Annotated in this window: 15 protein-coding genes; 4 read left to right on the top strand and 11 right to left on the bottom strand. The window is 63.9% G+C overall.

The annotated features are described in order from the left end of the window. Positions 1 to 68: 68 nt before the first annotated feature. The gene (locus ILT44_RS18965; protein ID WP_204241180.1) at positions 69 to 728 is read left to right on the top strand and encodes an HAD family hydrolase; all 660 of its coding nucleotides are present in this window, start codon (positions 69 to 71) and stop codon (positions 726 to 728) included. On the opposite strand, the gene ILT44_RS18960 is transcribed toward ILT44_RS18965, so the two are convergent. After that, entirely contained in the window at positions 725 to 1,126 is a 402-nt protein-coding gene (locus tag ILT44_RS18960) for a winged helix-turn-helix transcriptional regulator (RefSeq protein ID WP_204241179.1), read from the bottom strand. The genes ILT44_RS18965 and ILT44_RS18960 overlap by 4 nt on opposite strands. Before the next feature lie 103 nt (positions 1,127 to 1,229). Here ILT44_RS18960 and ILT44_RS18955 point away from each other — a divergent pair, with 103 nt between their 5' ends. Continuing rightward, positions 1,230 to 1,826: an NADPH-dependent FMN reductase gene (locus tag ILT44_RS18955; RefSeq protein WP_204241178.1), complete on the top strand. Its 597-nt coding sequence runs from the start codon at positions 1,230 to 1,232 to the stop codon at positions 1,824 to 1,826. Positions 1,827 to 1,898: 72 nt separating this feature from the next. Here ILT44_RS18955 and ILT44_RS18950 read toward each other — a convergent pair whose 3' ends face one another. From ILT44_RS18950 to ILT44_RS18930, 5 genes are all read right to left on the bottom strand, one after another. Then, entirely contained in the window at positions 1,899 to 3,062 is a 1,164-nt protein-coding gene (locus tag ILT44_RS18950) for an iron-containing alcohol dehydrogenase (protein WP_204241177.1), read from the bottom strand. 11 nt (positions 3,063 to 3,073) lie between these two features. Continuing rightward, positions 3,074 to 4,465, bottom strand: coding sequence for an aldehyde dehydrogenase family protein (locus ILT44_RS18945; RefSeq protein ID WP_204241176.1), 1,392 nt, complete (start codon positions 4,463 to 4,465; stop codon positions 3,074 to 3,076). 205 nt (positions 4,466 to 4,670) lie between these two features. Beyond that, on the bottom strand, positions 4,671 to 6,041 hold the full coding sequence (locus tag ILT44_RS18940) for a glutamine synthetase family protein (RefSeq protein ID WP_204241175.1): 1,371 nt from the start codon (positions 6,039 to 6,041) through the stop codon (positions 4,671 to 4,673). A gap of 60 nt (positions 6,042 to 6,101) precedes the next feature. Then, positions 6,102 to 7,637 carry an amino acid permease gene (locus ILT44_RS18935; RefSeq protein WP_204241174.1) on the bottom strand — a complete coding sequence of 512 codons (1,536 nt, stop codon included), beginning with the start codon at positions 7,635 to 7,637 and terminating at the stop codon, positions 6,102 to 6,104. Positions 7,638 to 7,700: 63 nt separating this feature from the next. After that, positions 7,701 to 8,489, bottom strand: a complete 789-nt coding sequence (locus ILT44_RS18930; protein ID WP_204241173.1) for an N-formylglutamate amidohydrolase — start codon at positions 8,487 to 8,489, stop codon at positions 7,701 to 7,703. Between the two features lie 125 nt (positions 8,490 to 8,614). On the opposite strand from ILT44_RS18930, the gene ILT44_RS18925 reads away from it, so the two are divergent. Beyond that, positions 8,615 to 9,502 (top strand): MurR/RpiR family transcriptional regulator, encoded by an 888-nt coding sequence (locus tag ILT44_RS18925; protein WP_204241172.1) that lies wholly within the window; start codon positions 8,615 to 8,617, stop codon positions 9,500 to 9,502. A gap of 3 nt (positions 9,503 to 9,505) precedes the next feature. Here the strand turns inward: ILT44_RS18925 and ILT44_RS18920 are convergent, their stop codons facing one another. From ILT44_RS18920 to ILT44_RS18900, 5 genes are all read right to left on the bottom strand, one after another. After that, the gene (locus ILT44_RS18920; protein ID WP_204241171.1) at positions 9,506 to 10,558 is read right to left on the bottom strand and encodes an AbrB family transcriptional regulator; all 1,053 of its coding nucleotides are present in this window, start codon (positions 10,556 to 10,558) and stop codon (positions 9,506 to 9,508) included. A 129-nt stretch (positions 10,559 to 10,687) separates the two neighbouring features. Beyond that, positions 10,688 to 11,890, bottom strand: coding sequence for a pyridoxal phosphate-dependent aminotransferase (locus ILT44_RS18915; protein WP_204241170.1), 1,203 nt, complete (start codon positions 11,888 to 11,890; stop codon positions 10,688 to 10,690). Between the two features lie 113 nt (positions 11,891 to 12,003). Continuing rightward, positions 12,004 to 12,438, bottom strand: a complete 435-nt coding sequence (gene mscL / locus ILT44_RS18910) for a large conductance mechanosensitive channel protein MscL (RefSeq protein ID WP_204241169.1) — start codon at positions 12,436 to 12,438, stop codon at positions 12,004 to 12,006. Between the two features lie 57 nt (positions 12,439 to 12,495). Continuing rightward, on the bottom strand, positions 12,496 to 13,011 hold the full coding sequence (locus ILT44_RS18905; RefSeq protein ID WP_204241168.1) for a VOC family protein: 516 nt from the start codon (positions 13,009 to 13,011) through the stop codon (positions 12,496 to 12,498). Positions 13,012 to 13,033: 22 nt separating this feature from the next. Further along, on the bottom strand, positions 13,034 to 13,468 hold the full coding sequence (locus ILT44_RS18900; protein ID WP_204241167.1) for a DoxX family protein: 435 nt from the start codon (positions 13,466 to 13,468) through the stop codon (positions 13,034 to 13,036). A 103-nt stretch (positions 13,469 to 13,571) separates the two neighbouring features. Between ILT44_RS18900 and ILT44_RS18895 the strand changes: the two genes are divergently transcribed. Beyond that, on the top strand, positions 13,572 to 14,486 hold the full coding sequence (locus ILT44_RS18895; protein ID WP_204241166.1) for a LysR family transcriptional regulator: 915 nt from the start codon (positions 13,572 to 13,574) through the stop codon (positions 14,484 to 14,486). The last annotated feature ends 47 nt before the right edge of the window (positions 14,487 to 14,533 follow it).

Here is a 14,533-nt window from a genome sequence, read left to right as displayed (position 1 = left end):
GGGCTGTATTCCAGGGCGCAAGGGTTTATTCCCTCCGTTCTTAGCTAAAATATTCTAGAGACGATGTGATGCTCAAAGCCTTGATCTTCGACATGGACGGCACCCTGGTACATAGCGATCCGGCCCACTTGGAAGCCTTTGCCCAGACCTTGGGTCCCGAGGGCGTTGTCATCGACGAGGATCTCTATCGCACCTCGATCATCGGCCACACCAACGAGTCGATCTTTGCCGCGCTCCTGCCTCATCTGCCCATCGAGGAGCATGAGATCTATGCCGAGCGCAAGGAGGCTGCCTTCCGGCGATTGGCGCTTGAGCTGAAGCCCCTGGAGGGTCTGCTCGAACTGTTCGAATGGGCCGAGGCCCGCGGCATCAGGCTTGCCCTCGTGACCAATGCCCCGCTGCTGAACGCAACCCATATCCTCGATATTCTGGGCATCACCCATCGATTCGAGGTCAAGATCACCATCGATCAGGTCGAGCGCGGCAAGCCCGACCCCCTGCCCTATCTCACGGCTCTGGAGCGGCTCGGCATTCGTGCGGAGGAGGCCGTCGCATTCGAGGATTCGCCCTCCGGCATGAGAGCCGCCAAGGCGGCGGGGCTGTTCTCCTTCGGCGTCCTGACGGGGCTCAGCGCTGCGGAACTCACCAAAGTCGGCGCTGATAGAACCATTGGCACCTTCCGCGACCAAACGCTTTGGGACATTCTGGAACGCAAGATTGCAGCCTAAGCGGCATCAGAATGTTTCCGGTCAAGCTCGTCTCCGCCTGAGGTATCGAAGCGCTGCCTTGCTGCCAAGATCTCATCTCGATTGGCGATCGCCCATTCGCCAAGACCGCGTACAGTCTTGAGCAGGGAGCAACCCAGCCCTGTGAGTTGGTAATCCACGCGGGGCGGAATGGTCGGGTAGACCTTGCGCGTGACGAGCCCGTCTCGCTCCAATCCTCGTAGCGTCAGGGTCAGCATCCGCTGGGAGATCCCGGTCACAGCCCGGCGCAACTCATTGAATCTCTTGGAGCCGCCGCCCAACTGGACCACCACCTGGACGCTCCACTTGTCGCCGACCCGGGACAGAATCTCGGTTACGGTGCGGCAATCAGTGGGCACATGAATGTGACTGGGTGACATGAAAGTGCCTCCTTGCGGAACGCTCCAGAAGTTACTTAATGGTCCTTGGTAACAAACAGGAACTTAAGTGTTCTTAGTCCCGATTGCAAATCAAGGATCTCCCATGAAGCCCAAGCTTCACATCATCATCGCCAGCACACGCCCCGGCCGGGTCGGTCCGAGCATCGCTCAATGGTTCAGCGAGTATACGGCCGAGCATGGCAGGTTCGAGCCTGTTCTGGTTGATCTCGCCGCGTTCAAACTGCCGGTCTTCGACGAGCCCGAGCACCCGATGAAGCAGAACTATCACCATGCCCATACAAAGGCTTGGGCCGCGAGCGTGTCCGCAGCGGATGCCTTCGTGTTCGTGACGCCTGAGTACAATTACGCTCCGCCGCCGGCTCTCGTGAACGCGTTGAACTATCTGTCCCGCGAATGGAATTACGCTCCTGTCGGCTTCGTGAGCTATGGCGGCATCTCCGGCGGCCTGCGTTCGGTCCAGGTTGCAAAGCAGATCGTGACAACCCTGAAGATGATGCCGATCCCGGAAGGCGTGCCGATGCCGATGGTGTTCCAGAACCTGGACGAGAACGGCAAGTTGAAGCCCCTCGACATCTACAGAGCCTCGGCCGCGACCATGCTCGATGAGCTCGTTCGCTGGACGGAAGCGCTCAAATCGCTCCGGGCCGAGCGCAAGACTCCCTTGAAGGCCGCCGCCTGAGGCAGCGAGAGCAGTCAAAGCAAAGGCACCGCTGAAACTATCAGCGGTGCCTTTGTCGTTTGTTCCGTCGGATCAAAGACGCCCGGCCAGCGCATCCTCGAAGAGCTTGCGGGCGCTCTCCTTCGTGATCGGCACCGGATTGCCCCCGGCGGTCGGATCGTTGGGCGCCATCTCGGACATCTCGTCGAAGCGGGCATTGTCCACTTTGAGGCCTTCCAGGGTATGCGGCACGCCGAGATCGTTGCGCAGCTGCAGTACCCAGTCGAGGAAAGCCTGGAAGGAGGGCTCGAGGCCGATATAGGCGGCGAGCCGCTCGATCCGGCTCTCGATGGCCTTGCGGTTATAGACCAGCACGTAGGGCATGAAGACCGCATTGGTCAGGCCGTGATGGGTGTCGTAGAGCGCGCCGGTCGGATGCGACAGGGCATGGATCGCACCGAGGCCCTTCTGGAAGGCGGTGGCGCCCATGGCGGCGGCCGACATCAACTGTGCACGGGCCTCGATGTCCTTGCCGTCCTTGTAGGCGCGCGGCAGGTATTCCTTCACGAGGCGGACGCCCTCGACCGCGATGCCATCCGCCATCGGGTGATAGCCCGGTGCGCAATAGGCTTCGATGCAGTGGGCCAGCGCATCGAGACCCGTGCCCGCGGTGATGTGGGGCGGCATGCCCATTGTCAGCTCCGGATCGCAGATCACGATCTTCGGCATCATCAGCGGGTGGAAGATCACCTTCTTGGTGTGCGTGGCTTCCTGAGTGATCACGCCGGCGCGGCCCACCTCGGAACCTGTGCCCGCCGTCGTCGGCACGGCGATGATCGGCTGGATGCCATTGGGATCGGCGCGGGTCCACCAGTCGCCGATATCCTCGAAATCCCACATGGGTCGCCTCTGGCCCGCCATGAAAGCGATGACCTTGCCGGCATCGAGAGCCGAGCCGCCGCCGAAGGCGACGACCCCGTCATGCTTGCCGGCCTTCAGGGCTTCGAGGCCCTTGTAGACATTGGTCTCGACCGGGTTCGGCTTGATGTCGGAGAAGATGGCCGCCTTCAGACCCGCGCTGCTAAGCTGGTCGAGCGCCGCCTTCGTCATGGCTTGAGTCGCCAGGAAGGGATCCGTGACGATGAGCGGCGCCTGCATGCCAACCGACTTGCAGGCCTCGGCCAGTTCGGAGATGCGGCCTGCACCGAAGCGCACGGCGGTGGGATAGTTCCAGTTGGAGCGAGGAGACGTGGTCATGATGCTTTCAATCAGATCTGACGGAGATGATAGGATTTCGGGCGGGTGAGCGACTCGTAAGCCAAGCGCGAGAGACTTGCGCCGCGGCCCGTATCCTTCACGCCGGTCCAGGCGAGCGCGGGATCGAGATAATCGCAGCGGTTCATGAAGACGGTGCCGGTCTCAAGCTTCTCGCCGATGGCTTCCGCAGCATCCACATCCGAGGTCCAGATCGCAGCGGAGAGACCGTAGGGCGAGTCGTTCATGAGGCGGATCGCCTCCTCATCGCCCGTCACCTTCATGATGCCGACGGTTGGGCCGAAGCTCTCGTCGCGCATGACGCTCATGGAATGATCGACATTCGTGAGCACCTGCGGCGCAAGATAGGCCGTGTCGCCTGTATCGGCTGCAAACTTCTTGGACTCGATATGGGCCCTCGCGCCCTTGGCTACCGCTTCCGCATTCTGCCGGCGCACGAGATCGGCGAAGCGCTTGTGCGCCATAGGGCCGAGCGTCGTCGCTTCGTCGAGCGGATTGCCGAGCACATAGGTGTTCACGAGATCGGCCGCACCTTCGACGAAGCGATCATAGTGCTTCTCGTGCACATAGATGCGCTCGATACCGCAGCAGCATTGCCCTGAGTTGAAGAAGGCGCCGTCGACGAGGTTCTCGATGGCGTGATCGAGATTGGCGTCCTCGCGCACATAGGCCGGATCCTTGCCGCCGAGCTCGAGGCCGAGCGACGTGAAGCTGCCCGCAGCGGCGCGCTCGATGGCGCGTCCACCGGAGACGGAGCCGGTGAAGTTGCAGTGATCGACGAGGCCTTGCCCAAGAATGCGGCTTGTCTGGTCGTGGCTCAGATGCATGTTCTGGAACAAGCCCTTCGGCAGGCCGGCCCGATCCATGGCCATCTGGAAGCGCTCACCCGCCAGCACCGTCTGCGAGGCGTGCTTGAGCAGCACCGCGTTGCCCGCCATCAGCGCCGGAACGATGGTGTTGATGGCGGTCAGGTACGGATAGTTCCAGGGTGCGATCACCAGCACGAGACCAACCGGCTCGCGCTTGATCATGCGGCGGAAGCCCGGCTTCTCGTCATCGGCCGGGATCGGTTGCAGGCTTTTTTCCGCAATCGCGATCATGTAGCGCGCCCGCTCCTCGACCCCGCGGAACTCGCCGCCATAGCGAACCGGGCGGCCCATCTGCTGGGCGATCTCGGGCACCACCTCCTGGTTCATGGCGAGCAGCGCATCGAGGAAGGCGGACACCCTGCTCGCGCGCTCCGCGATGGTGGTGTTGCGCCACGCAACTTGCGCCTCGCGGGCTGACGTGATCGCCGCATCGATGGCGGCCTCGGACATGATGGGGCGGCGGACAAGCTCGCGTCCGTCGATGGGGGAAATGCAGACAATATCGGTATCGGCCATAAGGCCGTCTCCTTCAACAATGATCCCCTCCCCCTTGCGGGGAGGGGTAAGGGGTAGGGTGGAACGACGGGGTGAGCAATTCAAATAAGTCAGACGCTGTATCAGCTTCGTATCTGAGCGACTACGCACAGCATTCTGACTTTTCGACCCCCACCCCTACCCCTCCCCGCAAGGGGGAGGGAAAACTCCTGGAGCCTCAGATTTTCTAAATGATCTCGAAGTAACGCGCGAGCTGCCAATCGGTGATCGCCTTGCGTGCCTCGCGCTCCTCCCATTCGCGGGTTGCAGCGTAATGGTCCACGAAGGTGTCGCCAAAGAGCTGGCGTGCGGCCTGCGACCCTTTGAGCCGCTCGGCGGCCTCGCCCAGGGAGCGCGGCAGGGCCCGCTCCTTGGGATGCTCGACCGCATAGGCGTTTCCTTCAATCGGCTCACCCGGATCGACCCTGTTCTCGATGCCCCACAGCCCCGAGCCGATGGCGGCGGCGAGCGCGATATACGGGTTGATGTCGGCGGCCGCGACCCGGTACTCCACGCGCTGCGACTTCTCCGAGCCTGGAATGACGCGTAGCGCCGTGGTGCGGTTCTCCACGCCCCAGGCGGAATCGGTGGGCGCCCAGAAGCCGGGGATCAGCCGCGTGTAGCTGTTCACCGTGCAGGCGACCATGGCAAGGAGATCGGGCATCAGCTTCTGCTGACCGCCCACGTACCAGCGCATGGTCTCCGACATGCTGTGCTTGCCGTTGGCATCGTAGAACGCTCCCTTGCCGGTGCCCAGATCCCGCAAGGATGAGTGCAGGTGGCCGGACTGGCCGGGCCAGTCGCGCGACCACTTGGCCATGAAGGTCGCCATCCAGCCTCGGCGCTGGGCGAGGATCTTGGTGTATGTCTTGAAGAGCGCCGCCTTGTCGGCCGCGTTCAACGCATCGTCGACGCGGATCGCGGCTTCCAGCACGCCGGGGCCCGTTTCCGTGTGCAGGCCCTCGATCTCGAAATCCATCTTCTTTCCGAGGTCGAGAAGCTCGTGGTAGAAATCCGCGTGCACGCCGGAGCGCAGAACCGAGTAACCGAAGAAGCCGGGCGTGATGTTCTTGAGATCCCGGTAGCTCTTCTCGCGCACGGAGTGCGGGGTTTCCTCGAACAGGAAGAACTCGAATTCTGCGGCGGCCGAAACGGCAAAGCCCATGTCCTCCGCCTTCTTGAGCACGCGCCGCAGCACGCCGCGTGGGCAAGCCGCCTCCGCGTAGCCCTCGAATTCGGCCAGGAAGAACGGCAGATCGTTTTCGAAGGGGACGAGCCGCATGGATTCGGGGATCACCCGCGCCGTGGCATCAGGATAGGCTGTGTGCCATCCGGTGAGCGTGGTGTTGTCGTAGAGCTGATCGTTGGAGTCCCAGCCCAGCACCACGTCGCAGAAGCCGAAGCCCTTCTCGAGAGCGGATTCGAACTTGTCGCGGGCCATGTACTTGCCGCGCATGATTCCATCCACGTCCGTGAGGCCGATCTTCACGAAGGGCAGATCGCGGTCGCGCACGTATTCCATGGCATCGGCGGCATTCTTGATCTTGGGAGCGTCCATACGAAAAACCTTGACCGGTGGAGGGGAAGGGAGCGCGCAGGATGCGCGCTCCCAAAGGGGTTAGTAGGACTTGTACTCGCTCTCGCCCTTGGTGAGCGCGAACTCCTCCTCCGGCGAGAGGATCAGCTTATGCCGCCCGATCAGCAGGAAGTAGGCCATCATCACGGCATAGTACACGGCAACACCGATGACGGCGGTCCGGAAGACCGAATCGGTGAGCTGGAAGTACAGCGTCACCGCTGCGATCACCATGCAGATCACCGCGCCGGCCATGCCGAACGGGCTCCTGTAGGGGCGGTGCAGGTTCGGGAACTTCTTTTTAAGCACGACATAGGACATGCCCTGCATGAAGTAGGCCAGCATTGCGCCTGCCACCGCCATGTTGAGCAGCGTGCCGCCGATAATGCTCGCGCCGGACTCGGCTCCCACCGAGAACCAGATGATCATCATCACCAGAAGGCCGAGCACCGCGCCTGCGATCAGCGCGACATGCGGCGTCTTCCGCTCGCCATGCGTGATTGACAGGAAGCTCGGGAAGTAGCCTGCTCGCGACAGCGAGTAGATCTGCCGCCCGAAGGCGAAGATGATGGTGTGGAACGAGGCAATGAGCCCGATCACCGCAACAGCCGCAAGGATCTTCGCGATGTCCGTGCCGAACAGGGTGCGAAAGCCGTCGAGCAGCGGTTCGCCTGACTTGCCGAGGCCCACCGCGCCCGGTGCGATGCCCGTGTTCAGGAAAAGAACGAGGAAGGCGGAAGCGATGAGCGTCAGGATCCCGGCGATGATGCCCTTGGGCATATCGGTCTGCGGATCGTGCGATTCCTCCGCCGCGAGCGGCAACTGCTCGATGGCGAGGAACAGCCAGACCGCAAACGGTAGCGAGGCCAGAATGCTGCCGAATCCTAAGGGCAGGAAGGGTCCGTTGCCGTTCGGCAGTTCGGCGCCATCGGGTCCGATGTTCAGGGCCCAGCGCGAGAAATTGAACTGGCCGGAGAGCAGCACCGACACGTAGAAGAAGGCCAGCACTGCAAGCGCCGCCACCGTCACGCCCACCGTCACCTTGAACGAGAGCTCCACGCCGATGATGTTGAGCCCGACGAAGAGCGCATAGCACAGGATCCAGTAGACGGGCTGGAAGGCCGGTGCCGTCTCGAAGATCGCGGAGAGATACGAGCCGATGAAGAACACGATCACGGCCGGCGTGAGCACGAACTCGATGTTCTCGGCGATGCCCGTGATATAGCCCGCCCAGGGCCCCATCGACGTACGGGCGAAGGAATAGGCGCCGCCCGTATGCGGCAGGGCCGGCGACATCTCGGCGATCGAGAAGGTGAGGCCCAGATACATGATGGCGATGATGATCGTGGCGAAGAACATCGAGCCGAAGCCGTTGGCAAGGCCGAGATTCCAGCCCGAGTAATGGCCCGAGATCACCGCGCCGACGCCGAGCGCCCAGAGCGACCAGACGCGGGCATGGCGCTTGAGGCGCCGTGCTTCGAAATAGCTCTCATCCACCGTTGTATAGGTAATGCCGGGAGCATTCTGCGCCCCGGCCGGCGGGGCATGAACCCCGGTGCTTTCTTGTCCGACTGACATCGAGTTGATCCTCCAAGAAGTTCTGCCTTTCGGGTCACGGCACATCATGCGCCATGCCCTTCGTCAGAGCGTCCGTGCCCCCTCCCTCAAAAGCGGCGCCAGACGGCCAGCCCACGACGCCTGTCCGTCTTGTGTGCGGATCAGGTCATTGCGGATTTCGATCATCAGCGGGGGAAGGCCGCGCCTCTCGGCGTGGCGCTCCAGGGTGTGGAACACCCGGTTCGCCGGTGAATAGGGTTCGTTCATGCCGACGATGAGCGCCTGGTCCTGCTTCAGCCCAGCCTCGACACTGCGCGCGTAGCGCTCATCGCGGTTGAAGATCAGGCCGACGTGCCAGGGGCGCTGAACGTCCCGGTAAACCGGCGTGAAGGAATGGATGGAGACAACCGTCGTCAGCTGCCCCGCCGCCATGCGGGCATCCGCGAAGGCGTCGACCGCGCCGTGAAACGCGTCGTACACTTCGCGCACGCGCCTCGCCCGCTCTGTCGGGTCGAGATCGAGATTGCCGGGAATCGCGGTGCGCTCGCTCAGTGTCCAGATCGAATCCGGTGCGGATGGATCGCGGTTGAGGTCGAGCACGAGACGCGAGACGGTGGCATGGATCAGCGGCGCATCGAGCAAGCGCGAGAGTTCCTGCGCCACGCCGAGCGCGCCGGGATCCCAGGCAATGTGGCTCTCGAGTTCCGAAGGCGCGAGGCCTAATGTGCCGTAACGGGCCGGCAGGCGATTGGAGGCATGTTCGCAGATGAGCAGGATCGGCGAGGGCCCTTGCGGGTTCTCGATGGCGGCAACCGGCTGCTCTGCCGTTGCGGCAGAGGACATCCCGGCTGTCACCCGACTCGCCTGCATCATGCGGTTCTCCGTCAACCTACCCGAAGGCAGGGATTGCCCCCGTTTGAACGCTTGATACGTTTCTTGTTGGTTTCTCAGATCTTGAAATTTCTGATACAGCTTTTCAAAAGCGTCAAGGAGGGGCTGTGAATCAATCCGGTATGCGCGGCGACCGCCGCATCTCCCCCCCTGACCCGCCGAGCCTTGCCGAGCGCATCCGGCTCGAGATGGATGCCTTCACGCCCAGCGAAAAGCGCGCTGCCCACCTTCTTCTGAGCCATTACCCCTTCGCCGGGCTCGATACGGTGGCCGAGTTCGCCTCCCGCGCCGGCATCTCGGCTCCGTCCGTCCTGCGCTTCGTCACAAGGCTCGGCTTCAGCGGCTTCCCGGATTTTCAGAAGCATTTGCGGGGGGAACTGGAGGCGCAGCTGCTCTCGCCCCTCGCCAAATCCGGTCCCTCCGACAAGGGTCAGGGTGCTCCCGCGCTTGCTTCCTTTGCGGAGGCCGTCATCGGAAATCTCCAGGCGACCGTGGCGAACATCGCTCCGGCCGAGTTCGGGGCCGTGGTGGAACTCCTCTCCGATCCGCGCCGGCAGATTCATTTCACCGGCGGGCGCTTCACGGGCGCGCTCGCGCGCTACGCGGAGAGCCATTTCCGCATCGTGCGCAGCCATGTGAACTTCATCGAGGGCCAGCCCGCCCTGTGGCGCGACCGGGTGATCGAGATCGGTCGCAGGGACGTGATCGTCGCTTTCGACATCCGCCGCTACCAGGAGGACGTCACGGCCCTCTGCGAGACCGCGGCCCGGCAGGGGGCGACGGTGGTCCTGCTCACAGATCCCTGGCTCTCCCCCATCGCCCGCGTCGCGCGCCACGTGCTGCCCGCCCATATCGTGGCGCCGTCCAACTGGGATTCGTCGGCGGGCCTCCTGCTCCTGACGGAGGCCCTCATCGCGGCCGTCACAAAGCGCCTGTGGGACACGGCCAAGCCGCGCATGGAGGCGGTGGAGCGGCTGCGCAACGAGCGGTCGTGAGCCTTATTCCGCCGGCGCCGTTTTGTCTCGATGCAGCCAGCCGATGACGAGCGGCAGCACGAGGCCGATACCGAGGAAGCGGACCAGGTGGTGGATGCCCACATAGAGCGGATCGAGTCCGAGAATGAGGGCGAGCACCGTCATCGCCTCGAGCCCGCCGGGCGCGAAGGCGATCAGGCTGTTGGCGAAACTCACCCCTGCCAGCCAGGCGGCAAGGCCCGCGAAGACAGTCGCGACGATCATGGCCACGGCGAAGGAGCCGAGCGCCGCCCGGAGGGACTTCTTCAAGGTCGAGCGCTGGATGTTGCGGAAACGCTCTGCGATGAAGAGGCCGATGAGAACAAGGCCGCCGGTGGCGATGACCGGAGGGATGACACCGGTCACGAATTCCGTGCCGTGGCTCACGGAGCTCATGATCGTCGCGCCCAACAGGATCGGAGCCGCCACCTTCAGGCGCTTGAACAATGCCCCCAGGGTCAGGCCGCCGAGGAGAATGATCGCCATGCCGCCGGGACTTTGAACCGGAAGCCCCTCCCCGACCAGTGCGTTCGAATGCTCCCCACCGCCGATGAAGACCACGATGCTTGGCAGAAGGGCGATCAGGACGAAGAGCCGGAGGTTTTGCGCGATTGCGATGGAAGCAATATCAGCCTTCCGGTCGATGGCGACGGCGATCACCGTCGAGAGCGCCCCCGGCGCGGAGGCAAGCAAGGCATCGAGCCTGCGCCAGCCGGAGACGCGGACGAGCCAGAAGGAGGAGGCATAGGAGATCGCGACGATCGCGATCACCAGCACGATCAGGCTTCCGGGGTAGCGCCCCATGGCGGCAATGGCAGCCGGCGTGACCGCCGCGCCCATGGCGGCGCCAGACGTCAGCATCGCGGCATCGGCCAGTGCGCGGGGCATCGGCACAGCCCAGCCGGTCACCCCCCACAGGATGGCCGCGACAGTGGCTCCCGACAGCCAAGCCGCGGGGACGCCGAGCCAGTGGAAAGCGAGCCCCCCGAGGGCGGCGATCAGGATCTGGACGAGATGGGCGAGGACGAGACGGATCACGGGTCTGCTCAATGGACGTCCTTTAACGCCCCGTCAAATGCCGATGGCGTGCACAGGCCATGCGCTCAGCGCCTGTCAGCGAACAGGTCGGAATCGCTGTGATGGCGCCGAGGGGAGACCGCGGCCCCTTCAGGTTACGAGCCGCGGCAGGGCCTCGCTGATGCGGCGGACCGCCTCCTCAACATCCTCTGCCTTGCGCAGGTAGCACAGACGGAGATAGCCCTCGCCCGCCTCGCCGAAGGCAGAGCCCGGCGCAAGACCCACATTGGCCTCGTCGATGAGGCGGAAGGCGATATCCTTCGAGTTCCTGGCACCCTTGATCTTCAGGAAGGCATAGAAGGCGCCGCTCGGCGGCGGCAGTTCGACGAGGCCGGTTTGCGTCAGCCGTCCGACGATGTCGCGGCCCTGCCGGGCCCGGGCGATCTGCTCGGCCAGGAATCCATCGCCCTGCTCGATGGCGGCCACGCCCGCGCGCTGGATGAAGGTCGGCGTGCCGGAAGTCTGGTACTGCACCAGGTTCTCGATGACCTGTCCAAGGGCGGGCGGAGCCTCCAACCAGCCGAGGCGCCAGCCGGTCATGGCCCAGTTCTTGGAGAAGGTCTGGATGAAGATGATCTTGTCCTCGGGCTCCATCACGTCGCGGAAGGACGGTGTACGGCCGTCGATGGCGAGCGCCGGATCGTGAATGAAGCGGCTGTAGATTTCGTCCGCCACGATCCAGAGGCCGTGACGCCGGGCGAGATCGAGGGCCGCACGAAGATCGTCCTGGCTTGCCACCCAGCCCGTGGGGTTCGAGGGCGAGTTGATGACGAGCACGCGCGTGCGCGGCGTAACCGCCTTCTCGAGCCTCTCGAAGTCGAGGTGCCAGCCCTGCTCGTCGATCGTCATCGGAACGGCGACCGGGCGGGCGCCGGCAACGGTGATCGCACCGGCGAAGTTCGGCCAGGCGGGAGTCGGGATCAGCACCTCGTCGCCGTTGCCCGCAAGCATGCGGAAGGCAAGCTGCATCGCCGGCATGCCGCCGGAGGTGACGAAGAAGCGCTCGGGATCGAAAGCCTTGCGGTAGACCTGCTCGTGGTAGCGTGCAATCGCCTGACGCAGTTCGGGGATGCCGCGCTGGTAGGTATAGAAGGTCTCGCCCTTCGCGAGCGATTGAGCCGCCGCCTCGCAGATGAAGGACGGCGTCGGCAGATCGCCCTCGCCAACCCACAGCGGTATGATGCCGGGCTTCAGGCGGCCGTAGCTGAACACGTCGACGATTCCGCTTGCCGGCGCCTGCTCCGCCTCGGGGCGCAGGTTGAGAACGGACGGAATTGAAACGGACGCATTCATGGGAAACTTCCTCGAAAACGGGCGAACAGGCATGGCCCGTCCGCACCCTCAAGGCAAGTCTTGAATGCGTCGCATGACAAAAGACGAAGGGTTCGATTGAAACCGGTGATGGATCAGATCGTCCGCCCCGTCTTCATCAGGTCGCGGATCTCCGTCAGCAGCTTCACATCGGCCGGGATCTCCGGGGGCTTGTCGGCGGTCCCGGTCTTGGCATCCTCGGTGCGGCGCAGGCGGTTCATGCCCTTGACCAGGAAAAACAGAATCCAGGCGATGATGATGAAGTTGATGGCAGCGGTGACGAAGCTTCCCCAAGCGAGCACGGCCCCCTGGTTCTTGGCCTCCGCCAGCCCCGTTGCCGTGACGGATTCGGCCAGGGGCGTGAAGTAGTTCGTGAAGTCGAGGCCGCCGGTGACGGCCCCGATGATCGGCATGAAGATGTCGCCGACGAGTGAATCCACGATCTTGCCGAACGCGGCACCGATGATGATGCCGATGGCCAGATCGACCACGTTGCCGCGAAGGGCAAACTGCTTGAACTCGCTCCACATGACCGGACCCCTTAAAGCTCGCCCCCAAGCTTAAGGCTGCCCGATCCAGGAATTTCGTCAAGCCTCTCTGCTGGCGAGAAGGTCCTGCAGATCCAGGCGGCGTGTGACCATCTGGAGTTCGCCGTCAGGCGTTCTCGGCCACTGGTCCTCGGGACGGTCGACATAGAGCTCGATCCCGTTGCCGTCGGGATCGCTGAGGTAGAGCGCCTCGCTCACCCCGTGATCACTCGCGCCCTGCAGCGGAATGCCGGCCTCGGCGATCCGGACAAGCGCATCGGCGAGAGCCGCCCGCGTGGGATAGAGGATCGCCACATGGTAGAGCCCCGTGGTGCCGGGAGGCGGCGGGGAGCCTCCTTCACTCTCCCAGGTGTTGAGGCCGATATGGTGGTGGTACCCTCCGGCCGAGACGAAGGCGGCCTGGCTGCCGTAGCGCTGGATCAACTCGAATCCGAGCACCCCGCAGTAGAAAGAGAGCGCCCGCTCGAGATCGGCCACCTTCAGGTGGACGTGACCGATCCTGACACCGGGATCGATGGGTCGCGCCGCCGGTTGCCCGGTGGCGTCATGAGACATGGGTTTGATCATCGCTTTCACCTCAGGCCGACCGCGTGGACAACGCGGGAGCAGGCTTCACCGATCCGGTCCGCACCGCAAGGGCGCCGTCGCCGAGAAGGGCCTGGGTCGCGAGGGCCGCAATCCAGAACGCGAGATATTCCCATCCGCCGTTCGGGTTGTTGAAGAAGAAGCCGGCAGGGCCGTGAACGAAGGCAATGGCACCCAGCAGAACCGGGATCAGGGCCAGGGACACCCAGCGGGTATGGAAGCCGAGAATGAGGGCGACGCCACCAACGGCCTCGATGAGGATCGTGAGATAGGCCAGAGCCGGCGGCAGGCCGAGGCTGCCGAAGAACTGGGCCGCACCGGCAGGAGTGAAGACGAAGATCTTCAGGCCGGCATGGGCGAGGAACAGAACGCCGAGCGTGACGCGCAGGATCAGGGCGGCATAGGGAGCAGTGCGGGTGTCGATCATGAGGACAATCTCCTGAATGGATGATCTCATATGATCTCAAACCAGGAATATGATAATCGTCTACGCAGAATATCAGTTCACACTCTTGGAATGAGATTAGTTCATGCTCGACCGCGTCACCAGCATGCAGGTCTTCGTTCGCGTCGCGGCCTTAGGCAGCTTCTCGGCGGCGGCGCGGGCGCTCAACCTGTCCCAGACCATGGTGACGAAGCATGTGGCCGCCCTTGAGGAGAGGCTCGGGGTCAAGCTGCTGCACCGCTCCACCCGCAAGCTGATGCTGACGGAGGGCGGCCGGAACTATCTCGCGGCCTGCGAGCGCATCCTGGGCGAGATCGAGGAGGCGGAAGCCTCCGCGAGCCTGGAGCGCATCGAGCCTAAGGGGGTGCTGCGGCTCAATGTGCCCCTCACCTTCGGCTTCCGGCACATCGCTCCGGCCATCCCCGAGTTCAACCGCCTCCATCCAGAGGTCTCCTTCGATCTCGGCCTTGCCGACCGCTTTGTGGATCTGATCGAGGAAGGGTGGGATCTGGCGATCCGCATCGGCCGGCTGAAGGATTCGAGCCTCGTCGCCCGACGTTTGGCCCCCTGCCGGACGATGGTCTGCGCCGCCCCCTCCTATCTGAAGGAGCACGGCACCCCGCAGAGCCTGGAGGATCTCGCCCGTCACAACTGCCTCGGCTACACCTTGCCGAGCGCCGTCGGTGCGAGCCGCTGGGCCTTCGGCGCTGATGGCGAGATCACCGTGCCGGTGCAGGGAAATCTTCGCGCCAACAATGGCGATGCCCTGCTGTCGGCGGCCGTGGCTGGACAGGGCCTGATCTATCAGCCCACCTTCATCGTCGGCGACAGCTTGCGCGAAGGCACCCTGGTTCCGGTTCTCGGCGGCCATCCGACCTATGGGCTCGGCATCCACGCAGTCCTTCCCTCAGGCCGGCAGGCTCCTGCGAAGGTCCGGGCCTTCGTCGAATTCCTCGCCCGGCGCTTTGCGCCGGAGCCCGAGTGGGACAGGGGCCTGTAGCGCCCCGCAGTGGCGCTCCAAGCCTTAACCGGCTAAAGCTATTCCTC

Origin of the sequence: Microvirga arvi, from assembly GCF_016892765.1 — a bacterium.
GTDB classification, from domain to species: Bacteria; Pseudomonadota; Alphaproteobacteria; order Rhizobiales; family Beijerinckiaceae; genus Microvirga; species Microvirga arvi.
Note: the sequence above shows the minus strand (reverse complement) of the source record. Positions and strands in the feature narration are given on the sequence as shown.